This window comes from Halomonas gemina (genome assembly GCF_023554995.1).
In the GTDB taxonomy this organism is placed as follows: Bacteria; Pseudomonadota; Gammaproteobacteria; order Pseudomonadales; family Halomonadaceae; genus Halomonas; species Halomonas gemina.
In genome coordinates this window covers 75,637-100,810 of record NZ_JAMJPK010000003.1, presented here as the reverse complement: position 1 = coordinate 100,810, position 25,174 = coordinate 75,637, and the positions used below count along the sequence as shown (strand labels likewise).

Here is a 25,174-nt window from a genome sequence, read left to right as displayed (position 1 = left end):
GCTACAATGGGTCTCATTGTACTCACCCAAGGTGTCCGCTGTCGTCAAGCGGGCGCATGCAAGGAACCCCCATGGCAGAGCACGCTTTCTCCGAGACCTCACCGTCCCCCGAGACCCAGTCCACCGACACCCAGGACCCGCGACACCAGCGCCTGGTCTGGATCGACCTGGAGATGACCGGGCTCGACCCGAACCGCGAGCGGATCATTGAGGTGGCGACCCTGGTCACCGACAGCGAGCTCAACGTCGTCGCCGAGGGGCCGGTGATCGCGGTGCACCAGCCTGACACCCTCCTCGAGGCGATGGACGAGTGGAACACCCGGACCCATGGCGCCTCCGGCCTGGTGAAGCGGGTGAAGGAGAGCCCCATCGATACCGCCGATGCCGAGCAGCAGACGTTGGCTTTCCTCAGGGCGCATGTCGCCCCCGGCACCTCGCCCATGTGCGGCAACAGCATCCACCAGGACCGCCGCTTCCTGGAGCGGGAGATGCCCGAGTTGCTGGCCTTCTTCCACTACCGCAACCTGGACGTCTCGACCCTGAAGGAGCTGGCCAAGCGCTGGAACCCGGGGGCGCTGGCCGGCTTTCAGAAGCGCAACGTGCACCTCGCCATGGACGACATCAGGGAGTCCATCGCCGAGCTGGCGCACTATCGCGAGACTTTCCTGCGCCTGGCGGACGACGAGCGCGACGAAGAAGAATAGCGCCGAGCTGCAAGCGCCGAGCTACAAGCCAACCACGAGGCCATTGCCGCGGGGTTGGCCCTTACCCGATAGCTGCCCACCGTGGTGGCAGCTTGGCAGCTTGGCCGCTTAGCCTGCGGCGATCAGTCGCTGGCGCTTCTGCCGCTGCCGGGCCAGGGCCCAGCGCACATGCTCGCGGACCAGGTCGGAGGGGTAGGGCAGGCGTGCCCACAGCGCGGCCTCCACGGCCTCGCTCCAGGGGGCGTTGCCGAGCCCCACGGCGAGGTTGCGCAGCCAGCGCGCGTAGCCGATGCGCCGGATCGGGTTGCCGGCGGTCTTCTCCAGGAACTCCTCCTCGCCCCAGGCGAACAACGAGACAAGGCTCGCGCGGTCCAGGTCGTGGCGGGGCGCGAAGTCTGCCTCGCGTGAGACCCGGGTAAAGCGGGTGAAGGGACAGACCAGCTGGCAGTCGTCACAGCCGAACACCCGGTTGCCCATGGCCTCGCGGTAGCGCTCGGGAATGGCCCCGAACAGCTCGATGGTCAGGTAGGAGATGCAGGCCCGGGCATCGACCACCCGGTCCTCGACGATGGCGCCGGTAGGGCAGGCGGTGCGGCAAGCGCTGCAGCTGCCGCAGTGGTCGCCCTCGAAGGGGGCGTCCACCGGCAGCGGCAGGTCGGTGTAGAGCTCGCCCAGGAAGAACAGCGAGCCGGCCCTGGGGTTGAGCAGCATGGCGTTCTTGCCGAACCAGCCCAGCCCCGCCTTGCGGGCCAGGGCGCGTTCCATCACCGGGGCGGAGTCGACGAAGGCGCGGTAGCCGAAGGGGCCCACCTCGGCCTCCATCCTCTTGGCGAGCGTCGCCAGTCGCTTGCGCATCAGCTTGTGGTAGTCGCGGCCAGTGGCGTAGCGGGAGACGTAGGCGGTCTCCGGCTGGCCCAGCACCTTCGCCGTCTCCACCTCGGCGGGCAGGTAGTCCAGGCGCACGCTGATCACCCGCAGCGTGCCGGGGACCAGCTCCGCCGGCCGGGTGCGCTTGGTGCCGTGCTTGGCCATGAAGCCCATCTCGCCGTGGAAGCCGGCCGCCAGCCAGCGTTCGAGGTAGCGCTCGTCCTCGGCCAGGTCGACGTCGGTGATGCCCAGCTGCTGGAAGCCGAGCTCGCGGCCCCAGGCCTTGATCTGCTCGGCCAGGGCGTTCATGTCGAGTGCGTCACTCGGCGGGGACAGGGGGGTCATGATCGAGAAAACACCATGCAGGTCGGCCCCGTGACTTGGCGTGAGGCGCAGAGAATTTACACTCGGTATGGTAAAGCATCCCGAACGAGGAGACACCGGATGACCCGGCAAGCCCCCCACCCCGAGCGGCAATCGCGGCCGCTCTATCGCGCCGACCAGGTGCGCGAGCTCGACCGGCGCACCATCGCAGGGGGCATCGAGGGCTTCGCCCTGATGCAGCGCGCCGCGGCCGCCGCCTGGCAGAGCCTCAAGGCCCGCTGGCCCGAGGTGCGCTCGCTCAGCGTGCTCTGCGGCGGCGGCAACAACGGCGGCGATGGCCATGTGCTGGCGGCACTGGCCGCCACCGAGGGACTCGCCGTGCAGCGCATCCTGCTCAAGCCGCTCGACGAGCTGTCCGGCGATGCCAGGCGCGCCGCCGACATGGCCACGGCGGCGGGGGTTAAGGCCGCGCCCTGGCGGTCGGATCTCGTCCTCGAGGGGGAGGTGATCGTTGACGCCCTGCTGGGCACCGGCCTCGGCGGTGAGGTGCGCGGTGAGGCACGCGAGGCGGTCGAGACCATCAACGCCAGTGGCCGGCCGGTGCTGGCCATCGATATTCCCTCGGGGCTGCATGCCGACACCGGCGCGGTGCTGGGTGTCGCGGTGAGGGCTTCGCGGACGGTGACCTTTATCGGCGACAAGCTGGGCCTGCACACCGGGGCGGCCCCGACCCGGGTAGGAGAGGTCGACTTCCGTGCCCTGGGCGTGGATGCCGAGGCCGAGGCGGATCTGGTGCCCGCGGCCCGCCTGCTCGATGCCGGTATGATCCCGGCCTGGCTGCCGCCGCGGGCCCGCAGCGCCCACAAGGGCGACTTCGGCCATGCGCTGGTGCTGGGCGGGGCGCCGGGTTTCGGTGGCGCGGCACTGCTCGCCGCCGAGGCCTGCGCGCGGCTGGGTGCCGGCAAGGTGAGCCTGGCCACGGCCCCCGAGCACGTGACCGCGAGCCTGGTGCGCCGCCCCGAGGTGATGGTCCACGGGATTCGCGGTGCCGGGGATCTCGCCGGGCTGGCGGGGCGTGCCGACGTGCTGGTGGTGGGGCCGGGGCTCGGCCAGGGCAGCTGGGGGCAGGGCGTGCTGCAGGCGGCGCTCGCGACCGACAGGCCGCTGGTGGTGGACGCCGACGCCCTCAACCTGCTGGCGAGTCGCTTCAGCGGCCAGCGCCGTGAGGACTGGGTGCTGACGCCGCATCCCGGCGAGGCCGCCCGCCTGCTGGGTCTCTCCGCCGGCGAGGTCGAGGCCGACCGGCCCGCGGCGGCCCTGGCCCTGCAGCGGCGCTACGGCGGGGTGGTGGTGCTCAAGGGTGCCGGTAGCCTGGTGGCCGGCCACGACGGGCTCGCCGTCTGCCCCTACGGCAATCCGGGCATGGCCAGCGGCGGCATGGGCGATGCGCTCTCCGGTATCCTGGGGGCTCTGGTGGCACAGGGGCTGCCCCTGGAGCCGGCGGTCCGGCTCGGCGTGCTGGTGCATGCCCTGGCCGCCGACATGGCGGCCCGGCAGGGAGGAGAGCGTGGCCTGCTGGCCGGCGATCTGGCATCCTGTGCACGAATTCTGGTCAACCCGACGATGGGCGAGGACGATGCAGCTGCGACTCGATGACGAAGACCGCCAGGTCGCCTTCGGCGAGTGCCTGGGGCGGGCCCTGGAGGGTCATGGTCGCGTGCACCTGACCGGCGAGCTCGGAGCCGGCAAGACCACCCTGACACGGGGCATCCTGCGGGCCTGCGGCCACCGGGGGGCGGTCAAGAGCCCCACCTACACCCTGGTGGAGCCCTACGAGCTGGACGGGGTCCTGGTGCACCACTTCGACCTCTATCGCCTGGGCGACCCCGAGGAGCTGGAGTTCATCGGCGGCCGCGATCTGCTCGCCGAGGATGCGCTCTGCGTGATCGAGTGGCCCGAGCGGGGCGAAGGCTGGCTGCCGCCTCCGGACCTGGAGGTGGTCCTGCGGCTGGCCGGCAGCGGGCGCGAGGCGACACTGATGGCCGGAAGCGACCACGGCCGGGCGGTGCTGGAGTGTCTGGCGGCGATGCCGGCGTTGGCCGGCTGGATCCTGGAAAGGAAGGGTGAGACGGCGCAATGACACGCACCAGACCGCTAGGACGCCTGCTGGTCGGGCTCGCAGGGCTGGCACTGTGGCTGGCCAGCGGCCTGGCCGATGCCGCCAGCGTCGATAACCTCCGCCTCTGGGCGGCGCCCGACCATGCGCGCCTGGTCTTCGACCTCTCCTCCCCGGCGCGGGCCAATGTCTTCAGTCTCGACAACCCGCGACGCCTGGTGATTGACCTCGACGACAGTCAGCTCAATGCCAGCGTCGACCGGCTGGACCTCGAAGGGAGCGCCATCAGCACCCTGCGCACCGGCGTGCGCGACGGCAATGGCCTGCGGGTGGTGCTGGAACTCGAGCGGGAGGTCGAGCCCCGCCACTTTACCCTGGCGCCCAACGACCAGTACGGCCATCGCCTGGTGGTGGACCTGGAGTACCCCGGCGAGAGCGCCGTGGAGGACCCCATCGATCCCATCGAGGCGATGATCCGCGAGCAGGAGATCGCCGCCGAGCGTGCCCGCAGCGAGGCGGTGGCACAGGGCCGCGACCCGTCCGACATTGCCGCCGCTCCGGTGTTGGAGTCGTCCCAGCCGCACCCCAAACGCGACATCATCATCGCCATCGATGCCGGTCATGGCGGCGAGGACCCGGGGGCGATCGGCCCCGCGGGCACCCGCGAGAAGGATGTCGTGCTGGAGATGGCCAAGCGCCTGGCGCGGTTGGTCAACGCCGCGGAGGGGTTCCGGGCGGTAATGATCCGCGATGGCGACTACTACGTCGGCTTGCGCCAACGGACCCGCATCGCCCGTGAACAGAAGGCCGATTTCTTCGTGTCGATCCATGCCGATGCCTTCACCAGCCCGCGGCCCAACGGCAGCTCGGTCTATGCCCTCTCCCAGCGGGGGGCCACCTCCGAGACCGCCCAGTGGCTGGCCGCCAGCGAGAACGAGGCCGACCTGATCGGCGGGGTCGACGGCAGCCTGTCGCTGGACGACAAGGACGAGGTGCTGCGGGGCGTACTGCTCGACCTGACCATGACGGCGACCCTCAACGACTCCCTGACCATCGGCGGCCAGGTGCTCGACCAGCTCGGGCGGGTCAACCGGCTGCACAAGTCGCGGGTCGAGCAGGCCGGCTTCATGGTGCTCAAGTCGCCGGACATCCCCTCGTTGCTGGTCGAGACCGGCTTCATCTCCAACCCCGACGAGGAGCGTCGGCTGCGCGACGGCGGCTATCAGCAGCGGATGGTCGAGGCGCTGTTCGGCGGCATCCGCGGCCACTTCCAGCGCAACCCGCCACCGGCGAGCCTGCTGGCCTGGCAGCGTGACCGCAACCGCAGCCCCGAGGGCAACGAGTATCGCATCCAGCCCGGCGACACCCTCTCGGAGATCGCGGCCCGTCATGGCGTTCCGGTGGCCCAGCTCAAGCAGGCCAACGAGCTCAACGGCGACGTGATCCGGGTCGGGCAGGTGCTGCGCATCCCCCGGTCGTGAGGCCGGTGCCCACTCTTCAGACCCGCAACTCTCGGAGCGACATGGCAGAGCAGCGACACATCCAGATCCTCGACCCCCGCCTGGCCAACCAGATTTCCGCCGGCGAGGTGGTCGAGCGGCCGGCGTCGGTGGTCAAGGAGCTGGTGGAGAACGCCATCGATGCCGGCAGCCGACGCATCGAGGTCGAGCTGGAGAACGGCGGGGCCCGGACGATCCGGGTGAGGGACGATGGCAGCGGCATCGGTGAGGCCGACCTGCCGCTGGCACTGTCGCGCCACGCCACCAGCAAGATCGTCTCCCTGGAGGAGCTCGAGGGGGTGGTCAGCCTCGGTTTTCGCGGCGAGGCGCTGGCCTCGATCAGCTCGGTGGCGCGCCTTGAGCTGGTCTCCAATACCGACGAGGACCCGCGCAGCGGCTGGCGCGTGGTGGCCGAGGGGCGTCGCATGGAGCCCCGCGTGACCCCGGCCCCGCACCCTCGCGGCACCTCGGTGACGGTGCGTGACCTCTTCTTCAATACGCCGGCACGGCGCAAGTTCATGCGCACCGAGAAGACCGAGTTCGGTCACGTCGAGGAGGCCTTCCGGCGCCAGGCGCTGTCGCGCTTCGACATCGGCTGGGTGCTGCGCCACAACCACAAGACCCTTCACCAGCTGCCGGCGGGCGATGACCCGGTGGCCCGGGAGCGTCGTCTTGCCTCCCTGCTCGGCAAGGCCTTCCTGGAGAACGCCCTGCACCTGGACCTGGAGGTGGGGGGCCTGCGCCTGTGGGGCTGGGTCGGGCTACCGACCCACTCCCGGGCCCAGGCCGACCAGCAGTACTTCTTCGTCAACGGCCGCGTGGTGCGCGACCGCCTGGTCGCCCATGCCATCCGTCAGGCCTACCGCGACGTGCTCTTCCATGGTCGCCATCCGGTGTTCGTGCTCTACCTCGAGGTCGACCCCAGAGTGGTGGACGTCAACGTCCATCCCACCAAACATGAGGTGCGCTTCCGCGACGGGCGCATGGTCCACGACTTCCTGTTCTCGAGCCTGCACCGCGCGCTGGGCGAGGCCCGGCCCGGCGAGGGGGGCGAGCACCACGATGATGCGCGCGAAGCGCCTGAGGCGGCGGACGGCGTGCGCGAGGCGGCGCCGGCCTGGCAGCAGCAGCCGATGGCGTTGCCCGGCCGAGAAGACGTGCGCGAGGGGGGCCGTGATGGCGTGACGCCCGACCGCGTTCGGGCCTTTATGGAGGGCTATCGGGCGCTGCATCCGGATCACGAGGAGCGTCTGCTGACCCCGCAGCCGGCCGCCCCGGCGCCCGGCGGTAGCGCCGCGGGCGTGGCCCTCGAGGAGCGTCGCGCCCCGCAGGCGTCCGGGACCCCGCGCCCGGCGATGCCCGAGGAGGATACCACCCGCGCGCCGCCTCTGGGCTATGCCGTGGCGCAGCTGCACGGGGTCTACATCCTTTCCCAGACCGAGCGCGGCCTGGTGGTGGTGGATATGCACGCCGCCCACGAGCGCATCGTCTATGAGCGGATGAAGGCCCAGGTCCACGGCGGCGACGGGGGTGAACGTGGGTTGCAGGCCCAGCCGCTGCTGGTGCCGGTATCGCTGGCGGCGAGCCCCGCCGAGGTGGCCACCGCCGAGGCCGAGCATGACGCCTTCGCGCGCCTCGGCGTGGAGCTCGACGTGGCCGGCCCCGAGACCCTGCTGGTACGCCAGGTCCCGGTGCTGCTCGCCGACGCCGACGTGGAGCCGCTGGTGCGTGACATGCTCGCCGACCTGGAGCGCTACGGTCGCTCCGACCGGCTCGAGGCGCGCATCAACGAGCTGCTGGCGACCATGGCCTGTCACGGCAGCGTGCGGGCCAATCGCCAGCTGGGGCTTGAGGAGATGAATGCCCTGCTGCGCGACATGGAACGCACCGAGCGCAGTGGCCAGTGCAACCACGGTCGTCCCACCTGGACCGAGATGAGCATGAAGGAGCTGGACCGCCTCTTTCTGAGGGGGCAGTAGCAAGCATGATCGATTCGCGCCCCCCCGCCATCCTGCTGATGGGGCCCACCGCCGCCGGCAAGACCGACCTGGCCATCGCGCTGCACGAGCGGCTGGGCTGCGAACTGGTCAGCGTCGATTCGGCAATGGTCTACCGCGGCATGGACATCGGCAGCGCCAAGCCCTCGCCCGAGGAGCTGGCCCGGGCGCCGCACCGGCTGATCGACATCCGCGACCCGGCCGAGCCCTATTCCGCCGCCGACTTCCGTGAGGACGCCCTGCGCGAGATGCGCGCGATCGGCATCGCCGGCCGGGTTCCGCTGCTGGTGGGCGGCACCATGATGTACTTCAAGCACCTGCTCGAGGGGGTGGCCAACCTGCCCGCCGCGGACCCCGCGGTGCGCGCCGAGCTGGAGGACAGGGTGGCGCGTCATGGCCTGGCGGCGCTGCATGCGGAGCTGGCCCGGGTCGATCCGGTCTCGGCGGCGCGCATCCATCCCAATGATCCCCAGCGGCTGATGCGGGCGCTGGAGGTCCATCGCGCCAGTGGTCGCACGCTGACCGAGCTGTGGGCCGAGCAGCGCCGTGAAACCTTTCCCTGGCGCACGCTGTCGATAGGCCTCGCGCCCTTCGACCGTGGCGTGCTCCATGCGCGCATCGCCCAGCGCTTCACGGCGATGCTCGACGCCGGGTTCATCGACGAGGTGGCGGCCCTGAAGGCGCGCGGCGACCTCGCCGCCTCACTGCCCGCCATGAAGAGCGTGGGCTATCGTCAGGCATGGGCCTGCATGGAGGGCGAGTTCGGACGTGACGAGCTCGAGCGTCGCGGGATCATCGCGACCCGCCAGCTGGCCAAGCGCCAGCTGACCTGGATGCGCAGCTGGCCGGGGCTGCACTGGGTCGACAGCCAGGGCCCCGACCCCCTGGGCGAGATATTGAATCTCGTGCGCGAATTCGGCACTTAGCGTAAGATGGGCCTTTCGGTGGCCGGGTGAACAGGCCCCTCAGGGTATCCAGCGTTGCCCCCCTGGCGGGCGCGACGAAGACCGACATAACATCAACCCCCAGAGACACTTCAGGGAGAGTAACATGTCCAAAGGGCAGTCCCTTCAAGACCCGTACCTGAACATCCTGCGCAAGGAGCGCATTCCGGTATCGATTTTTTTGGTCAACGGCATCAAGCTGCAGGGCCAGATCGAGTCCTTCGACCAGTTCGTCATCCTGCTGCGCAACACCGTCAGCCAGATGGTCTACAAGCATGCCATCTCCACCGTGGTGCCGTCGCGCAACGTGCGCTTGCCGGCCCCGGACGCGCAGCCGGACCCTGATGCGTGAGGTATTGATTGTTTTTTGAACGTCCCGACGCCGGCGAGACGGCGATCCTTGTCCATGTGGATTTCCAGGACGAGCAGGAGCGCGAGGATGCGGGTGAGTTCCTCGAGCTCGTGCGTTCGGCCGGCGCGGAGCCGGCCACCCTGATCACCGGCAGTCGCAAGCGCCCCGATTCCCGCACCTTCGTGGGCTCGGGCAAGCTCGAGGAGCTGCGCGAGGCGAAGGCCGTGCATCACGCCGAGCTGGTGATCTTCAACCATGGCCTGAGCCCCTCCCAGGAGCGCAACCTGGAGCGCGAGCTCAAGTGCCGGGTGATCGACCGTACCGGCCTGATCCTCGACATCTTCGCCCAGCGCGCCCGGACCCACGAGGGCAAGCTGCAGGTGGAGCTGGCCCAACTCGAGTACATGTCGACCCGGCTGGTGCGAGGCTGGACCCACCTGGAGCGCCAGAAGGGCGGCATCGGCCTGCGCGGGCCGGGCGAGACCCAGCTCGAGACCGACCGCCGCCTGCTGCGGGCCCGCATCAAGGCGATCCACAAGCGACTCGACAAGGTACGCAGCCAGCGCAGCCAGAATCGTCGGGCCCGTTCCCGGGCAGAGATTCCCAGCGTCTCGCTGGTGGGCTACACCAACGCCGGCAAGTCCACGCTCTTCAACGCCCTGACCTCTGCCCGGGTCTATGCGGCCGACCAGCTCTTCGCTACCCTCGACCCGACGCTGCGCCGCCTGGAGATCGAGGACGTGGGGCCGGTGGTGCTCGCTGATACCGTGGGCTTCATCCGTCACCTGCCCCACAAGCTGGTCGAAGCCTTCCGCGCCACCCTGCAGGAGGCCGCCGAGGCCTCGCTGCTGGTGCACGTGATCGACGCCGCCGATCCTGACCGCGAACTCAACGTCGCCCAGGTCGAGGCGGTGCTCGACGAGATCGGCGCCCTGGAGGTGCCGACCCTCAAGGTGATGAACAAGATCGACCTGCTCGACAGCGCACCGCGCATCGAGCGCGACGGGGAGGGCCGGCCCGAGGTGGTCTGGCTCTCGGCACGTGATGGCAAGGGGCTCGAGTTGCTGGAGCAGGCGCTCTCGGAGTGCCTGGCCGATGACATCATCGATTTCGAGCTCTGCCTGGCGCCCGAGCAGGGCAGGCTGCGGGCCGGGCTGCACGACCTCGGTGCGGTGCGCGGGGAGTGCTTCGACGACGAGGGGCATACCCTGCTGGAGGTGCGCCTGCCACGGCGCGACTTCCTGCAGCTGATGGCGCGACTGGGCGAGCGCGCCGACGACTACCTGCCGTCGGCGCTGCAGGCGCCACCGGTGTGGGAAACCTGATGCGAGGAGTCCGGTCCGCTGGCGGGCAGGCCAGTCGCGATAACATGAAAAATGGGACGCCGGGCTGCGCCCGGCGATACCCGCAGGATCGCAACCGATGTCCGTCGCCGGCACGCCTGGTGGCGGGATGCAACGCATAGTGGAGACGACGTATGGCCTGGAATGAGCCTGGCGGTGGCAACCAGCACGACCCCTGGAGCGGGGGTGGCCGCGGTGGTAGTGGCGGCGGGGGCAAGGGCGGCGGCAATCAAGGGCCGCCCGACCTCGACGAGGCCCTGAAGAAGTTTCAGGACAAACTTAATAACATGCTCGGTGGCCGAGGGAGCAAGAAAGGTGGTTCCGGCGGCGAGGGCGGCGGTGGCAAGCCGCGCAATGCCTTCACCCTGCCGGGCCTGCTGATCGTGGTGGCCCTGGCCATCTGGGCGGCCTCGGGCTTCTACCTGGTCGACCAGTCCGAGCGCGGGGTGGTGCTGCGCTTCGGCGAGTTCCAGGAGGTCGTCACGCCCGGCCTGCAGTGGAACCCGCCGCTGATCGACGACGTGCGCATGGTCAACGTCACCCGTGTGCGCTCGGTTACCCAGACCCAGTCGATGCTGACCCAGGACGAGAACATCGTCTCCGTTGAAATGTCGGCCCAGTACCAGGTCGCCGATCCCCGGAATTACGTGCTCAACGTGCGCAATCCCGAGCTTAGCCTCGAGAACGCCCTGGACTCGGCGCTGCGCCACGTGGTCGGCGGGACCGACATGATCGACATCCTGACCTCCGGGCGCGAGATCCTCGGCAGCTCGGTGTCCAGTCGCCTGCAGTCCTATCTGGACAACTACGGCACAGGCATCCTGCTGCAGACGCTCAACGTCGAGTCTACTGCGCCACCCGACGCTGTGCAGGATGCCTTCGACGATGTCATCCGGGCCCGCGAGGATCGCCAGCGTACCATCAACCAGGGCATCGCCTACGCTAACGCCATCATCCCCGAGGCCCAAGGCCAGGCGCAGCGTCTCGTCGAGCAGGGCCAGGGCTATCGCGAATCCGTGGTCGCCGAGGCCGAGGGCCAGGCCAGCCGCTTCAATGCGCTGCTTGGCCAGTACGAGGACTCCCCGTCGATCATGCGTGAGCGTCTGTATCTCGATGCCCTTAGCGAGGTGTTCGGCAATACCTCGAAGGTCATGGTCGACGTGTCCGAGAACAGCCCGCTGATGGTCCTGCCGCTGGAACGTCTCAGTGGTGCCGGTACATCCGGTGCAGCTGACCAGTCGGGTAGCAACGATGGGCTGGATCCCCGCGTGCTCGAGCGCATGCGCTCGAGCCAGTCGAACAGCAGTAACAGCAGTAACAGCAACAGTGGTATCAGCAGGGAGGGCCGCTAAATGATCAATAATCGTTCCCTGCTCATCGTCGGTGGCTTGGCCGCCGTGGCGTGGCTTGCCAGCAACAGCCTCTACGTGGTCGACGAGACCGAGCGTGCGGTCAAGCTGCGCTTCGGCGAGGTCATCGAGGAGAACATCCAGCCCGGCCTGCACTTCAAGGTACCGATCACCCAGACGGTGCGGACCTTCGATACCCGGCTGCTGACGCTGGATACCGATCCCAGTCGCTACCTGACCCTGGAGCAGAAGGCGGTAATCGTCGACTCCTACGTCCAGTGGCAGGTGGTCAACCCGACCCGTTACTACGAGGCCACGGCCGGCGACGAGCTGATGGCCAGTCGACTCATCCAGCCGCGGGTCGACGAGAGCCTGCGTAACGAGTTCGGTCGCCTGAACCTTCAGCAGATCATTGCCGAGCGTCGCGATGACCTGATGACAGGGCCCACCGAGGATCTCGATGCGCTGATGCGTGACGAGCTGGGCGTGGCGATCCGCGACATCCGGGTCAAGCGCATCGACCTGCCCGAGGATGTCTCCTCGGCGGTCTACGAGCGCATGCGCTCCGAGCGTGAACGCCAGGCCCGTGAGTGGCGGGCCCAGGGCCAGGAGGAGGCCGAGCGCATCCGCGCCAATGCCGATCGCCGCCGCCAGGTGCTGCTGGCCCAGGCCCGTGCCCGCTCGGAGACCCTGCGCGGTGAGGGCGACGCCGAGGCCGCGGCGATCTTCTCCGAGGCCTACGGCAAGGACGAGGAGTTCTTCAGCTTCTGGCGCAGCCTCAACGCCTATCGCGACAGCTTCGCGGGGGACGACAACATGCTGGTGCTGGATCCCTCCAGCGACTTCTTTCAGTATCTCAAGAGCCCCCAGGGCGAAGGCGAGTGATGCCCCCGGCGGGCGGCGCGCCGCCCGCCGGCCGGGGTTCAACCGGCCCGCAAACGTGGTAGAATCCTTCAACCGGGCGTGGCCCGGTTTTTTTGTGGCCTCACCACCCCCGGCGCTCCCGTTCGCCAGCACGCCATGCGCGACTCGGGCATCGTCGCAGGCCAACCATCGTCTTGCAGGATGAACGACATGACCATCGCTGACCGCTGGCTGCTCCCCGACGGCATGGACGAGGTACTGCCGCCTCAGGCCAGCCGCATGGAGGAGCTGCGCCGCGCGCTGCTCGACCTCTATCACCGCTGGGGCTACGACCAGGTGATGCCCCCGCCGGTGGAGTTCCTGGACTCGCTGCTCACCGGCACCGGTACCGACCTCGATCTGCAGACCTTCAAGCTGACCGACCAGATGACCGGGCGCCTGATGGGGGTGAGTGCCGATGTCACCCCCCAGGTGGCGCGTATGGATGCCCACTCCCTGCGTCGCCAGGGGCCGGTGCGGCTCTGCTACTGCACCAACGTGCTGCGCGCCAAGGCCGACCAGCACCAGGGCGGTCGCAGCCCGGTGCAGGTCGGCGTGGAGCTGTTCGGCCACGCCGGCCTGGAGGCGGACCTGGAGATCCTGCGCCTGGCACTGGCCAGTCTCGAGACCGCCGGGGCGACGGAGATCCACCTGGCGCTGGGTCATATCGGCATCTACCGTAGCCTGGTACAGGCCGCGGGGTTGGATGCCGAACAGGAGCGTGCGCTGTTCGACGCCCTGGCCCTCAAGTCGCCGGGCGAGTTGGCGGCGCGGGTGGAGGAGAGCGTGCGCGATCCGGGGCTGGCGGCGATGTTCCGCGCCCTGGGCGACCTGCACGGCGGGCTCGAGGTGCTGGAGGCGGCTCGCGAGGCCTTCGAGGAGGCCCCCCAGGCCGTGGGCGCGGCGCTGGACCAGCTGCGTGCCCTGGTCGATGGTGTGCTCGCCGAGTACCCCGGGGTCGAACCCTACTTCGATCTGGCCGAGCTGCGGGGCTACCAGTACCACACCGGCATGATGTTCGCCGCCTATGTGCCGCACTACAGCCAGGCGCTGGTCAAGGGGGGGCGCTACGACGATACCGGCCGCGCCTTCGGCCGCGCCCGCCCGGCCACCGGCTTCTCCATGGACCTCAAGCTGCTGGCCACCCTGGCCCCTGCGGAGCCCGAGCCGGACGGCATCTGGGCACCGGCCGAGGGCGAGGGGCTGGCGGAGGTCCTGCAGACGCTCCGCCAGCAGGGCGAGCGTGTCGTGCAGGCGCTGCCCGGGCAGCGCACCGGTCCGGCGGAGCACCGCTGCGACCGACGGCTGGAACGTATCGATGGTCGCTGGGAGCCGCGCCTCCTGGGGACTCCACGGGACCGGGCCTGAGGGCCAGCGGTCAATGACCTTGGCCCTGGGCCTTTCCACGGGCGCGGTGCCGCAACGAGAGACGAGAGCACAATGGGCAAGAATGTAGTCGTACTGGGCACCCAGTGGGGTGACGAAGGCAAGGGCAAGGTGGTCGACCTGCTCACCGAATCCGCATCGGCGGTGGTGCGCTTCCAGGGCGGGCACAATGCCGGCCATACCCTGGTCATCGATGGCGAGAAGACCGTCCTGCACCTGATCCCTTCGGGCATCCTGCGCAACGACAAGATCTGCGTGATCGGCAATGGCGTGGTGCTGTCGCCCGAGGCGCTGATGGAGGAGATCCGCGAACTGGAGAGCAAGGGCGTGCCGGTTCGCGACCGCCTGCGCCTGTCGCCGGCCTGCCCGCTGATCCTGCCCTACCATGTGCGCCTGGACCAGGCCCGCGAGAAGGCCCGCGGCATCGCCAAGATCGGCACCACCGGTCGCGGCATCGGTCCGGCCTACGAGGACAAGGTGGCACGTCGTGGCCTGCGCCTCGGTGATGTGCTCCATCGCGAGCGCTTCGCCTCCAAGCTCGGCGAGGTGCTCGACTACCACAACTTCGTGCTCACCCAGTACCACGGCGAGAAGCCGGTGGACTTCCAGCAGGTGCTCGACCAGGCGATGGCCCTGGCCGAGGAGCTGCGTCCGATGGTCTGCGACACCGTGGGCCTGGTCCACGAGATGCGTCGCGCCGGCGAGAACATCCTCTTCGAGGGGGCCCAGGGCTCGCTGCTCGACATCGACCACGGTACCTATCCCTTCGTGACCAGCTCAAACACCACCGCGGGCGGCACCGCCACCGGCTCCGGCGTCGGCCCCCTCTACCTGGACTACGTGCTGGGCATCACCAAGGCTTACACCACCCGGGTCGGCTCCGGTCCCTTCCCCACCGAGCTGTTCGACGACCATGGTCGTCACCTGGCCGAGAAGGGCCATGAGTTCGGGGCCACCACCGGTCGCGCGCGCCGCTGTGGCTGGTTCGATGCCGTGGCCCTGCGTCACGCCGTGCAGATCAACTCCGTCTCGGGCCTCTGCCTGACCAAGCTCGACGTGCTCGACGGCCTGGAGAACATCCGCGTCTGCGTGGGCTATCGCAGCAAGGACGGCGAAGTGCTCGACACCCCGGTGGATTCCGAGGGCTATGAAGCCATCGAGCCGCTCTACCAGGATCTGCCGGGCTGGAGCGAGTCCACCCTGGGGGCGCGTCTCGTCGAGGACTTGCCGGCCAATGCGCGCTCCTATATCAGTTTCCTGGAAGAGAAAGTGGGGACCTCCATCGACATCATCTCCACCGGGCCGGACCGCAACGAGACCATCGTGCTGCGCAACCCCTTCGACGGCTGACCGCCGTTTCGAGAGGCCCGGCTATAGGCGAAGGCCGGCCCCCATGGGGGCCGGCCTTCGCGTTGCGGGGGCGGCAGTGGATCAGTCCGCCGCCGCCACCTTCAGGGCCTCGGCAGCACTCTCGTCAGAGAGCAGCTCGTGGAGGGTCTGAAGCGCCATGTCACTGTCGCCCTCCATGACCCCATCCAGCCACACCAGGGCCTGCTCGCGGCTGGCGTTCTCCAGCCCGTTGGCCGCGAGGTAGGCCTTGGCCAGCGCCAGGCGGGCGCTGGGGTGTCCCTGCTCGGCCGCCTTGAGCAGATAGTCGGCCCCCTGGCGGACATCTTGATCGAGGTTCTCGCCGCGGATGTACTCGCGGCCCAGGGTGGCCATGGCCCCGGGGTGGCCCTGGTCGGCGGCCTCTTCAAGCAGGGCCCTGCCGCGGTCGCCGTCACGGGGCACGCCGTTCTCGCCGCGCAGCAGCACGCGGCCGAGGTTGGCGCGGGCCGATAGATCGCCGCTCTGCACGGCGCGGCTCAGCCACTCCTCCGCCTGCTGCGGGTCGGCCTCGACGCCATTGCCGGCCAGGTAGGCCTGGCCCAGCAGCTGGGCGGCGTAGGGGTTACCGGCCTCGGCCGAAGGGCGCAGGTAGGCGATGCCCTGCTCGGGGTCGGCGGCGACGTGCTCGCCCTCCAGGTAGGCGCGCCCCAGGGTCAGCCGGGCCCCCTGGTGCCCGCCGTCGGCGGCGGTGCGCAGCAGCGTCATGGCCCGCTCGGGGTCGCTGTCGAGGAGCATCTCGCCGAGCTCCGCCCGGGCCCCGTTGTGGCCGGCATTGGCGGCGCGGGTGAGCCAGCTCCGGGCGTGCTCGGTGTTCTGCTGGACGCCCTGGCCCTCGAGGAAGGCGCGCCCCAGGTCGGCCATGGCGCCGGGGTGGCCATCCTCGGCGGCCTCGATCAGGGCCCGAATGTCGCCCTGGGCACCGCGCTCGCGGTTGACGCGGGTCATCGCCTCGTCGGCGGAGTCATGGCCCGCCTCCCGGGCGCGGGTCAGCCATTGGCTGGCCTTGTCCAGGTCCTGGGGGAGGCCGCCCTCGCCCTTGCGGTAGGCGCGGCCCAGCACCACCATGGCGTAGCCGTCGCCCTGCTGCGCGGCCTGCTGCAGCAGTTGCACGCCCCGCTCCGGCCTGGCCTCCAGAGGGCCCTCCAGGTAGGCCTCGCCGAGGGCGGTCATGGCGGAGGTCTCGCCGGCGTCTGCCGCCGCTTGCAGCAGCTTCTCGCCACGGCTGGGATGGAGGGGCAGTGTCTCGCCCTCGAGGTAGGCCTGGCCGAGCAGCGCCAGCGCGCCGCTCTGTCCCTGGTCGGCCGCCTGGCGCAGCAGCGCCTCGGCCTGTTGGGGATCGGCGGTTACGCCGCGGCCTCTCAGGTATGCCTCGCCCAGCTGCTGGGTTGCCCAGGGATGGCCCAGTTCATGGGCGCGTTCCAGGTAGTCGACGGCGATGAAGGGCTGGCTGGGGGAGAGCTCGTCGTTCATGTAGAAGTCGCCCAGCGAGGCGAGGGCCAGGGGATGATCCTGCGCCGCCGCCTCCTCGAGCTGGGCCACGCCGCGGCGAGGATCCTCGCCCTCGATCAGCAGGCGCCCCAGGTGCACCCGGGCATCCGTGGAGCCCTGCTCCGCGGCCCGGGTCAGCCACTGGCGCGCCTCGCCGGGCCGGCGGTCGACCAGGAATCCGCCCAGCTTGGTCATGGCATCGACATCGCCGTTGCTGGCCGCCTCCTCCAGCATGGCGATGCCTTGCCGGGTCTCTCCGGCGTCCAGCATGGCGCTCCCGGCATTGCCCAGCGCATCCTCGTCACCGCCCTCGGCCGCCTGGCGCAGCCAGTGCAGGCGTTGTTCGGGCTGGTCGCCGAGCAGGCCGTCGGGGGCATGCAGTCCCGCCAGGCGTTGCATGGCATCGGTCTCGCCGGCGGCGGCCCGCTTCTGCAGCGCATCGGCGTAGCGCTGGGCGTAGTCCATGGCGAGTTCGGGCTTCTCGTCGAGCCAGCCGCCGGAGGCATGGGCCTCGGCCAGCGCCCTGAGCGCCTCTTCCTGGCCCTGCTCGGCCTCGATGGCATAGAGCCTGGCCGACCGTTCGGGGTTTGCCGACACCCCCTCGCCGCCTTCCCGCAGCAGTTCTGCCAGCATCACCCGCTCGTCGCGGTCCACCTCCTCTTCCACGGCCAGGCGCAGCAGGTGGTAGGCGAGCAGGTCGTTGCGCTCGACGCCGTCGCCCTCACGATAGAGCTTCGCCAGGTTGAGCGCGGCATGGCCGCGAATGTAGGAGGGGGTGCGCACCGCCCGGGCATAGTGCTCGGCTGCCCGGGCGGGGTCGCGTTCCATGGCCTCGCCCTGGTCGTAGAGCTTGCCCAGCTCGTAGTGCGCCTGGGGAAAGCCCTGTTCGGTCAGCGAGGTGAGCAACCGGATCGCCTCACGCGGGTTGCCGGCGGCGGCCGCCTCGTCGGCCTTCTTGACGGTCTGCTTGTGCATCCACTCGAGGTTGCGTGGCTGGCCATTCTCGAACCAGGCCTGATAGCGCTCGGGCAGGGGGGCGGTGGCCTGGGGGGCGCTGTCGGTGACGGCGCATCCCGCGAGCAGCACCAGCAGGCTGGCCGAGGCCAACAGGCGCAGCCCCCGGGTGTGGGGAAGGGTGGGGGTGTCGTGATGGATGGTGTTCATGGTGTCGGGACCTCGCGTTGATCGGTGAATGACGGCTGACAGCGGAGCATCACTCCTGACCCAGCCCCTTGAAGGCGGTGGTCTCCTGCTTCTCCTCGTCGAGGACCACATGTTGCTGTGCCTCGGGATCCATGAAGTAGAGAGTCATGTAGCCGCCGGCACTGCGGTTGTAGAGGGGACGTACCCGGCGAATGAAGTCCTCGACGCGGGGGTCGTCGAAGTGTTCGAGGTAGACCTCCATCCAGGTGAAGTACTGGGGGTCCTTGAGAAAGCCGGTGTACTGCTCGAGGGGGGCGTAATCGCCCAGGGCGGCCGGGTCGTCGAGGATCGCGAACAGGAAGTCGATGGCGTCATGGATGCTGTGGCCGTCGACTTCCAGTTCGAAGATGTTGTAGCCCTGTCGGGCGATGACCTGCATGTTGGTGATCAGGTAGAGGAGGCCATAGTTCTGGTAGTGGGTGGCGCGACGACCGCGGTTGACCTCCAGCGGGAAGGCGCCGTCCTGGGTCATGTCGTGCAGGGCGGCATGGATGGCGCTGACCCCGAAGCGGAACAGCTCGTTGTCCTCGGTCAGCACGCCGACCATGCTGGCGTAGAGCGCCCGGCGGTAGAAGTGGTTGTTGCAGCAGCTGTTGCCCTCGCCGCCGGGGATGTCGGCGTGCTGGTGGGCCAGGCCGTTGAGCCAGGCCTCGACGCGCTCACGCTGCTCCTCCATGCCCTCGACGAAGGGGCGCACGTTGGCATAGGCCATGGCGGCGGCGAAGATCATCGATTCGGTGGCGAACCAGGCCTGGGGCTCGAGGGAGTCGTAGTAGAAGTCGGTCAGCGCCTCCTGCTGTGCCCAGTGGTCCAGGAAGCGCACCAGGCACTCGGCATAGTAGTCGTCGCCGCTGGCGACGAAGCTGCCGGCCAGCATCGAGACGTTGTCCTCGAACTGGAACAGCGGCTCCGAGGCGAGCTCCCATGCCTCCGGGCTGGGGTAGTACCCGGGGACCCGCAGGTGGGTAGTAATGGGCTCGTACTCCATCATCTGCTGGCAGCTCGGTCCCTGGGAGAGCTCGTCGATCTCCTGGAGCAGGATGGCATTGTCGGTGGAGGCGAGTTCCTCCATGCGTGCCGCCACGTCGAAGTAGCCCGCATCGGGGGCGGTGACGCGATAGTCCGAGAGGTCGAGTGCCTCGCGCTCCTCGATGGTGAGGATCTCCTGGGCGCCTGCGCTGCTCGACAGCCCGGCGAGCAGCAGGGCCAGGGCCGTCGTGAGCGGCCGATGGGTCAGTCGGTGACGGGCATGGGGCATGGCAGGGGTGACTCCTTGTGATACGGGACGCGCCCCACTCAGGTCGAGGGGGCGTAGAAGCGAAAGGCGGCGAAATCGGCATGCTGGTCGATGGGGGTACGCCACTCCTTGCCGTTGCCGCCGAAGAAGGTCGAGAACATCAGGCCATCGATGGTCACCTCCTCGGTGGTGCGGTAGACGATCTCGCTCTGCTCGAGCACCGGGACACCGTTGATCCACACCCGGGCCAGGCCATCGGCCTCCCCGGGCGTGTTGAGCACCAGTTCCTGCTCGATGGTGACCCACTCGCCGGTGGGGAAGCTCCACAGCCCGCGGCCCACGGAGGCGCCGAACTCCTCGTCCTGGCTGGCCACGTACTCGTAGAGCTCACCCTGGCCGGCCTCGCGCCACATGAAGCGCATCGAGAAGCCGCTCTCGCCGTCGACTTCGTCGCCACCGCTGGGGGCCTCACCGCCGTAGAGGCCCGGCAGCTTGCCGCCCTTGACGAAGTCGAACCCCGCTTCGAAGCGTACCTGGTAGGTCAGGCAGGCCCGCTCGGCCCCGGCCAGGCCCGCCGGGTCGGCGTAGAAGCCGGCGCCCCCCTCCTTCGTGTCTCCGGGTGACGAGGTGCCCTCGGGGTAGTGGACGCGCAGGCCGGGCTCGTCGAGGCCCGTGGCGCCGGCATCGAGCAGTTCGACATTGTCCTCGACGCCCCAGTCACGGGTGGTGCCGAAGCCCTGGCGGACCCCCTCCTGGGCATCCTTGGCGGCGAGGTCCGGCTGCGGCGTGGCCACCGGCGAGTGGCGCTCCGAGCAGGGCTCGACCCGCGGATAGGAGAGGGTCGGCTCCTTGCCCTCCTGCGCCGGGGCACTCGTCGAGGCGAGGCCCGTCAGCAGGGCCGTCAGGGCAAGGGCCTGGCGGCGGTTACGGGGGTGTTCCATGCTCATGGTGTCTCCTTGACGAAGGGCCGCGGCGCCGAGGCACCGCGGTGAAGGCGGGTGGGGGATCATCCCGCCTCGCGTTGCTCGTCCTCTGGGGTGACGGCACGATAGACGCGCTCGCCGAACTGGCCGACGGCACGCATGCCCTGCCAGACCCACTCGGCGGTGGCGCCCAGCAGCGGGGCCTCGGTAAAGCGCACGTCCGCCGGCTTGCCGACGCTCTCGGCCGGCAGGGTCTTCTCGGGCACCAGCAGCACGCTGGCCACGTTCTGCTGCTGGCGTACCCAGCTGGGGAAACCGGCACGCGGCTGACGCTCGACGTCCAGCGCCACGTTGCGTACCCGGGCACGGATCGGGGTCGAGGCGTTGGGCAGCGAGACGTAGGCCGTCTGGTTGGGCTCGATGCGGTCGATGTCGTCCATGTGGACCAGCGCCTCGACCATGACATCGTCCTCGCCGGTGCGGATCAGGGTCATGATCCGCTCGCTCTCGTTGATGTAGGTGCCGTCGGCGCTGCTCAGGGCCCAGGCCACCAGGCACTCGCACGGGCTGTAGATGTTATTGCTGGCCTGGCGGGCCTCCAGGGCGGTGATGCGCGAGCTCTCCAGGTCGCGTGCCGTCTCGAACTGGTCGATGCGCGCCTGGGCAATCTCCGGCGACACCGTCTCGAAGTTCATGGCATCGCCGCTCTCGGGACGCGCGGAGCTGGCGATGCTGACCTGACCCCCACCGGCCGACTGGAGATGCTCCTTCAGGTTCGCGATCAGCTGCTCGTTGTAGTTCAGCGAGGCCCGGGAGAGGATCAGCTGCGACTCCAGGTCGCTGTTGGCGACGCTGGTCAGCTCCTGGTCGCGCTCGACCCGGTCGCCGGCCTGCAGGTCGTGGGCCTCGAGGATCCCCGGGCCCGGGGCACGGATGTCGATCCGTGGCGCGGTGACCGCGGCGAAGCTCGGCTCGATCAGCATGAAGTTGCGATAGGCCGTGGCCGCCGCCGCGATGGCGAGGATCGCGATGGCGCTGAACAGCAGCACATAGCGGCCCCGCGGCTTGGGCGGGCGCGACGGGGGCAGCGGCGTGGACTGGGCCGCCTTGCGCTTGCGCGGCGTCTGCGGATCCTCGCCCTCCATCAGCGACTCGATGCTGGCCTGGCGCCCCGTCAGGCAGCTGCGGACCACCTGGCGCAGCAGCTCGCGATGGGGTGGGTCGATATCCATGATCTCGAAGCCGTTGACGTGGTCTCGCCCGTCATTTTCGGCGGTGGCATGGCGGCATTCGGCTCTCACGGGCACGATCAGCTCGGTGGCCCCGACGGTGAGCAGCAGCGAGGCCGAGAGGCGCTCGCCCGGGCGCAGCGGCTGCGAGGTGCGGACGGCGAAGCCGCCCACCGAGACATCAACACCGGGGAGTTCCTGGCCATCCTCGAAACGGACCCGGAAGGGCTGTGAGACGCGGATGAAACGGCGCTCGTCGCGCCGTTCGTGGTGGATCCGCTCCCCCGGGGCCTCATGGCGGCCCGACGGGCTGCCGGCAGGACCCGCGCCGCGGGGGGCGCCCGGGCCCAGGGTCGGCTCGTTGCGCTCGATGCCGTTCATGTCGGAATGATGGTCAGACATCCTTTGCGTTCTCCTTGCTCTGTTGTTGGACCGACGCCACGGCGTCGCCGGAACGGCCGGGTTCCACCTGGATCCGCAGGTCCTTGAAGCTCATCGAATGGTGCTCCAGTTCCAGGGTGCAGCCGGCGGGCTGCGGGCAGGCCGCGGCCTCGGCGATGGGGCGCCCGCGGGTATCGCGCAGGTGACGGGCCAGCTCGGGGGTGACGATCAGGCGGGTGGTGTCCTGGGCGGCGCCCAGCAGGTGGCCGGCGCGGGGGCTGTCGAGGCCTTCGAGCGCTTCCAGCAGGTCGTCGTCGAGGTGGAAGTCACCGGCCGGCAGTTGCACGCTGCCCCCCTCCGGGGCATCGGCGATGGCCAGCGACAGCCAGCGCTCGTCCACCCGTGACTCTGCCTCTTCGGGGCCGGCACCGGTCAGGATGGACAGCGAGGTCCGGTCCGGCGGCTGCAGGACGCCGGTGGCCAGTATCAGCACGTAGAGCAGGACACCGTAGGCGAAGCCGTGCAGCACATGGCCCATGCGCCGCTGGCGCTTGACGGCCAGCGGGTCGTTGGGTTCGCCCGCGGAGATGCCCTGGCGCGACCACTTCTGGCGGTTGAAGCGGAAGCTGACATAGGTCTTGAGCAGCGCCCCCCACACCTGGTTGTAGTAGATCAGGGGCACCCACAGCAGGCTGTAGCGGCCGTGCTGCCAGGCCAGAATCAGCGTGACGATGCCGCGGGTGAAGAGGATCCACAGGGCATAGGCGAAGATGAACGAGGGGCGGATGAACAGGGTCACCAGGATGGCCACCGTGGGGCCGATCAGGGTGGTCCACATGGAGAGCCGCTGGTCGACCAGGCTCCACCAGGTGAACAGGCCCATGGGCCTCGGTCCCAGGGCGATGGCCCGGTTGCTGGTGCGCAGCATGTTGCCGTACCAGCGGCGCATCAGGTCGGTGGTCGACTTGAAGAAGCGCTTGCGGTCGGGCAGCTCCTCGAAGCCCGAGACGTGCACGTCCGGGATGTAGAGCATTCGCCAGCCGTTCTTCAGCAGCCAGTACCAGGTCGACTTGTCGTCGCCGGAGAGGAACTTGAAGGTGCCGAAGCGCCAGTGGTCGACGTGGTCGTTCTCTACCAGCTCGATGAAGTCGGGCTGGGTCGCCAGGTCGGCCCGGAAGGCACTGTAGCGACCGGTCAGCACCAGCAGGCGCCGGGAGACCGACATCGAGCTCATCACCAGGTGGCGCTGGGCATAGCGGATGTCGTACCACTCCTTGGTGGCGTCGCCCCCCGTGACGATGGCGCTGTTGTTGGTGGTCAGGGCGCCCAGGTCCTCCTGGACGCTGAAGAACGACAGCGAGCGCGACAGGGTTCCCGGCTCCAGGCGGATGTCGCCGTCCATGGAGACCAGCAGGGCGCCGGGCGCCGGCATGCGCCGCGAGATGGCGCGCAGCACCTCGGCCATGGCCGAGCGCTTGCCGTCGCCCTTCTGGAACATGTAGCGCAGCTCGATGTTCTCCGGCCAGCCGTTGTCGTCCATGACGTGGGTGATGACGTCCACGTCGCTGCGGTCCGACAGCGAGGCGAAGATGGTGGTGGGCACCCCATAGTCGGCGACCTCGCGCACCAGGGCGTCATAGACCTGGAAGCTGACCTCGGGCTCGATTCGAAAGGAGGTGCAGAGCACATAGAGCTCCGGGGGGAGCGCCTGCTCCCCCGCGGCATCGGCCTCGGCCCGCAGTCGCGGGAAGATCCGACGGTTGTACCACACCGAACGCAGCGCCTGGATCAGCCACCAGGTATAGCGCCAGATGCCCACGGCCCCGATGGCGAAGAAGAAGCTCTTCGACTCGGTAGAGAAGACATCCAGCGGCAAGCCATCGATCACCACAATCAGCAGGGCGATCCCGAGGATGAAGGTCGCGACCTCCGTCAGCTTGCTGGCGACGGAGCGATCGGTTGGTGTGTTCGACATCTCGACTCCCCTCAGGCGAGCACGGGACGTACGGAGTCACCCCGGCCGATGGCGTAGTAGGCGAGACCCGCGGCCTTGACGGTCTCGGGGTGGAAGAGGTTGCGGCCGTCGACCACCACCGGCGAGGCGAGCGACTCGCGCAGCTCGGCGAAATCCACGGTGCGAAAGGCCTTCCATTCGGTGCAGATCACCAGGGCATCGGCGCCCTCCAGGGCCTCGTTGCGCTGGCCGGCGAGCCTCAGGTCGTCGCGCTCGCCATAGATCCGGCGACACTCCCCGGCGGCCTCGGGATCGAAGGCCTGGACGCGGGCGCCGGCCTCCCACAGGGCCTCCATCAGGGCCCTGCTGGGGGCCTCGCGCATGTCGTCGGTATTGGGCTTGAAGGCCAGACCCCACAGCGCGATGGTCTTGCCGGCCAGCTGGCCGTTGAAGGCCTGGCAGAGCATCTCGAACAGGCGGCTCTTCTGGCGCGCGTTGACGCGCTCCACGGCGGTGATCATCTCGGCGGGATGGCCGATCTCATTGGCGGTATGCGCCAGCGCCTTGACGTCCTTGGGGAAGCAGGAGCCGCCATAGCCGCAGCCCGGATAGATGAAGTGGTAGCCGATGCGCGGGTCGCTGCCGATGCCGTGGCGGACCTCCTCGATGTCGGCGCCCAGCCGCTCGGAGAGGTTGGCGATCTCGTTGATGAAGCTGATCTTGGTGGCGAGCATGGCGTTGGCGGCGTACTTGGTCAGCTCGGCGCTGCGCACCCCCATGAACATCAGCTTGTCCTTCTGGCGGCTATAGGGGGCATAGCATTCGCGCATGGCGCTCCTGACGCGCTCCGAGTGGGTGCCGACCACGATCCGTGCGCCCTTGGAGAAGTCCTCGATGGCTGCGCCCTCCTTGAGGAATTCGGGATTGGAGCAGACATCGAAGTCCAGCGTGGCCCCGCGGCGGTCGAGCTCGGCGGCGATGGCCCGCTCCACCCGGCTGGCGGTGCCCACCGGCACCGTCGACTTGTCGACGATAATGCGGTAGCCGTCCATGTGGTGGCCGATGGTCTCGGCGACCTTGAGCACATGGCGCAGGTCGGCGCTGCCGTCCTCGTCCGAGGGCGTGCCCACGGCGATGAACTGCAGCAGGCCGAAGGCCACCGCCTGCTCGGCATCGGTGGTGAAGTGCAGGCGGCCGGCCGACTGGTTCTGGCGGATCAGGCTCTCCAGCCCGGGCTCATAGATCGGCACCTCGCCGGCCTCAAGCCGGGCCACCTTGTCCGCATCCACGTCGACACACATCACGTCATGGCCGACATCGGCCAGGCAGGCGCCGGTGACAAGTCCCACATAGCCGGAACCGAAGATGGTGATTCTCATGATTGCTGTCTCCTTGCTCGATGACCGGGGTGGCCGCCCTCAGCGGGTGGTCACGCCTCCTTTCCTTTTCGGTCCATTCAGTAAGCAAGGCTCATGCCATTCTGTGATATGGCATGATTATCAAAGGGTTAAGGCGAGTTCGTCGGCGGAGTGGCCGGGGCCGGGCAGGGCGGGAGGGGGGGTAACCGTCGCCAGCAAGCGACGGTT

At 69.1% G+C, this 25,174-nt stretch carries 19 protein-coding genes; 12 read left to right on the top strand and 7 right to left on the bottom strand.

The features are described 5' to 3' along the window. Positions 1 to 71: 71 nt before the first annotated feature. Complete coding sequence (orn, locus tag M8009_RS07170; RefSeq protein ID WP_284047754.1) at positions 72 to 704, top strand: oligoribonuclease; 633 nt, start codon at positions 72 to 74, stop codon at positions 702 to 704. 108 nt (positions 705 to 812) lie between these two features. Here the strand turns inward: orn and queG are convergent, their stop codons facing one another. Then, entirely contained in the window at positions 813 to 1,916 is a 1,104-nt protein-coding gene (gene queG, locus M8009_RS07165) for a tRNA epoxyqueuosine(34) reductase QueG (protein WP_250060147.1), read from the bottom strand. Between the two features lie 99 nt (positions 1,917 to 2,015). Between queG and M8009_RS07160 the strand changes: the two genes are divergently transcribed. From M8009_RS07160 to M8009_RS07110, 11 genes are all read left to right on the top strand, one after another. Then, on the top strand, positions 2,016 to 3,551 hold the full coding sequence (locus M8009_RS07160; RefSeq protein WP_250060146.1) for an NAD(P)H-hydrate dehydratase: 1,536 nt from the start codon (positions 2,016 to 2,018) through the stop codon (positions 3,549 to 3,551). Beyond that, a complete protein-coding gene (gene tsaE, locus M8009_RS07155) occupies positions 3,532 to 4,035 on the top strand; it encodes a tRNA (adenosine(37)-N6)-threonylcarbamoyltransferase complex ATPase subunit type 1 TsaE (protein WP_250060145.1) in 504 nt (167 codons plus the stop codon). The genes M8009_RS07160 and tsaE overlap by 20 nt, the downstream gene beginning before the upstream one ends. Beyond that, positions 4,032 to 5,492, top strand: coding sequence for an N-acetylmuramoyl-L-alanine amidase (locus M8009_RS07150; RefSeq protein ID WP_250060144.1), 1,461 nt, complete (start codon positions 4,032 to 4,034; stop codon positions 5,490 to 5,492). Before tsaE ends, M8009_RS07150 begins: the two co-directional genes overlap by 4 nt. Positions 5,493 to 5,533: 41 nt before the next feature. Further along, positions 5,534 to 7,489 carry a DNA mismatch repair endonuclease MutL gene (mutL, locus tag M8009_RS07145; RefSeq protein ID WP_250060143.1) on the top strand — a complete coding sequence of 652 codons (1,956 nt, stop codon included), beginning with the start codon at positions 5,534 to 5,536 and terminating at the stop codon, positions 7,487 to 7,489. A 5-nt stretch (positions 7,490 to 7,494) separates the two neighbouring features. Next, positions 7,495 to 8,433: a tRNA (adenosine(37)-N6)-dimethylallyltransferase MiaA gene (gene miaA / locus M8009_RS07140; protein ID WP_250060142.1), complete on the top strand. Its 939-nt coding sequence runs from the start codon at positions 7,495 to 7,497 to the stop codon at positions 8,431 to 8,433. A gap of 124 nt (positions 8,434 to 8,557) precedes the next feature. After that, positions 8,558 to 8,803, top strand: a complete 246-nt coding sequence (gene hfq, locus M8009_RS07135) for an RNA chaperone Hfq (protein WP_106229908.1) — start codon at positions 8,558 to 8,560, stop codon at positions 8,801 to 8,803. 8 nt (positions 8,804 to 8,811) lie between these two features. Then, complete coding sequence (gene hflX / locus M8009_RS07130) at positions 8,812 to 10,128, top strand: ribosome rescue GTPase HflX (protein WP_250060141.1); 1,317 nt, start codon at positions 8,812 to 8,814, stop codon at positions 10,126 to 10,128. Between the two features lie 152 nt (positions 10,129 to 10,280). Beyond that, positions 10,281 to 11,498: an FtsH protease activity modulator HflK gene (hflK, locus tag M8009_RS07125; protein WP_250060140.1), complete on the top strand. Its 1,218-nt coding sequence runs from the start codon at positions 10,281 to 10,283 to the stop codon at positions 11,496 to 11,498. Further along, positions 11,499 to 12,380 (top strand): protease modulator HflC, encoded by an 882-nt coding sequence (gene hflC / locus M8009_RS07120; protein ID WP_250060139.1) that lies wholly within the window; start codon positions 11,499 to 11,501, stop codon positions 12,378 to 12,380. A gap of 189 nt (positions 12,381 to 12,569) precedes the next feature. After that, on the top strand, positions 12,570 to 13,766 hold the full coding sequence (locus tag M8009_RS07115; protein WP_250060138.1) for an ATP phosphoribosyltransferase regulatory subunit: 1,197 nt from the start codon (positions 12,570 to 12,572) through the stop codon (positions 13,764 to 13,766). Positions 13,767 to 13,838: 72 nt separating this feature from the next. After that, the gene (locus M8009_RS07110; protein WP_250060137.1) at positions 13,839 to 15,134 is read left to right on the top strand and encodes an adenylosuccinate synthase; all 1,296 of its coding nucleotides are present in this window, start codon (positions 13,839 to 13,841) and stop codon (positions 15,132 to 15,134) included. A gap of 81 nt (positions 15,135 to 15,215) precedes the next feature. On the opposite strand, the gene M8009_RS07105 is transcribed toward M8009_RS07110, so the two are convergent. From M8009_RS07105 to M8009_RS07080, 6 genes are read right to left on the bottom strand one after another with little or no spacing between them, the layout of a single operon-like run. Beyond that, positions 15,216 to 17,825 (bottom strand): tetratricopeptide repeat protein, encoded by a 2,610-nt coding sequence (locus M8009_RS07105; RefSeq protein ID WP_250060136.1) that lies wholly within the window; start codon positions 17,823 to 17,825, stop codon positions 15,216 to 15,218. A gap of 49 nt (positions 17,826 to 17,874) precedes the next feature. Further along, entirely contained in the window at positions 17,875 to 19,122 is a 1,248-nt protein-coding gene (locus tag M8009_RS07100; protein WP_250060135.1) for an alginate lyase family protein, read from the bottom strand. Positions 19,123 to 19,160: 38 nt separating this feature from the next. Next, entirely contained in the window at positions 19,161 to 20,048 is an 888-nt protein-coding gene (locus M8009_RS07095; RefSeq protein ID WP_250060134.1) for a polysaccharide lyase, read from the bottom strand. Between the two features lie 59 nt (positions 20,049 to 20,107). Beyond that, positions 20,108 to 21,655: a PilZ domain-containing protein gene (locus M8009_RS07090; protein ID WP_250060133.1), complete on the bottom strand. Its 1,548-nt coding sequence runs from the start codon at positions 21,653 to 21,655 to the stop codon at positions 20,108 to 20,110. Next, positions 21,648 to 23,609, bottom strand: coding sequence for a glycosyltransferase (locus tag M8009_RS07085; protein WP_250060132.1), 1,962 nt, complete (start codon positions 23,607 to 23,609; stop codon positions 21,648 to 21,650). Before M8009_RS07085 ends, M8009_RS07090 begins: the two co-directional genes overlap by 8 nt. Before the next feature lie 11 nt (positions 23,610 to 23,620). Further along, positions 23,621 to 24,967 (bottom strand): UDP-glucose dehydrogenase family protein, encoded by a 1,347-nt coding sequence (locus M8009_RS07080; RefSeq protein WP_250060131.1) that lies wholly within the window; start codon positions 24,965 to 24,967, stop codon positions 23,621 to 23,623. Between the last annotated feature and the right edge of the window lie 207 nt (positions 24,968 to 25,174).

Coding starts and splice junctions, on each gene's coding strand:
- orn (WP_284047754.1), top strand. CDS start 72: ATGGCAGAGCACGCTTTCTCCGAGACCTCACCGTCCCCCGAGACCCAG.
- queG (WP_250060147.1), bottom strand. CDS start 1,916: ATGACCCCCCTGTCCCCGCCGAGTGACGCACTCGACATGAACGCCCTG.
- M8009_RS07160 (WP_250060146.1), top strand. CDS start 2,016: ATGACCCGGCAAGCCCCCCACCCCGAGCGGCAATCGCGGCCGCTCTAT.
- tsaE (WP_250060145.1), top strand. CDS start 3,532: ATGCAGCTGCGACTCGATGACGAAGACCGCCAGGTCGCCTTCGGCGAG.
- M8009_RS07150 (WP_250060144.1), top strand. CDS start 4,032: ATGACACGCACCAGACCGCTAGGACGCCTGCTGGTCGGGCTCGCAGGG.
- mutL (WP_250060143.1), top strand. CDS start 5,534: ATGGCAGAGCAGCGACACATCCAGATCCTCGACCCCCGCCTGGCCAAC.
- miaA (WP_250060142.1), top strand. CDS start 7,495: ATGATCGATTCGCGCCCCCCCGCCATCCTGCTGATGGGGCCCACCGCC.
- hfq (WP_106229908.1), top strand. CDS start 8,558: ATGTCCAAAGGGCAGTCCCTTCAAGACCCGTACCTGAACATCCTGCGC.
- hflK (WP_250060140.1), top strand. CDS start 10,281: ATGGCCTGGAATGAGCCTGGCGGTGGCAACCAGCACGACCCCTGGAGC.
- hflC (WP_250060139.1), top strand. CDS start 11,499: ATGATCAATAATCGTTCCCTGCTCATCGTCGGTGGCTTGGCCGCCGTG.
- M8009_RS07115 (WP_250060138.1), top strand. CDS start 12,570: ATGACCATCGCTGACCGCTGGCTGCTCCCCGACGGCATGGACGAGGTA.
- M8009_RS07110 (WP_250060137.1), top strand. CDS start 13,839: ATGGGCAAGAATGTAGTCGTACTGGGCACCCAGTGGGGTGACGAAGGC.
- M8009_RS07105 (WP_250060136.1), bottom strand. CDS start 17,825: ATGAACACCATCCATCACGACACCCCCACCCTTCCCCACACCCGGGGG.
- M8009_RS07100 (WP_250060135.1), bottom strand. CDS start 19,122: ATGCCCCATGCCCGTCACCGACTGACCCATCGGCCGCTCACGACGGCC.
- M8009_RS07095 (WP_250060134.1), bottom strand. CDS start 20,048: ATGAGCATGGAACACCCCCGTAACCGCCGCCAGGCCCTTGCCCTGACG.
- M8009_RS07090 (WP_250060133.1), bottom strand. CDS start 21,655: ATGTCTGACCATCATTCCGACATGAACGGCATCGAGCGCAACGAGCCG.
- M8009_RS07085 (WP_250060132.1), bottom strand. CDS start 23,609: ATGTCGAACACACCAACCGATCGCTCCGTCGCCAGCAAGCTGACGGAG.
- M8009_RS07080 (WP_250060131.1), bottom strand. CDS start 24,967: ATGAGAATCACCATCTTCGGTTCCGGCTATGTGGGACTTGTCACCGGC.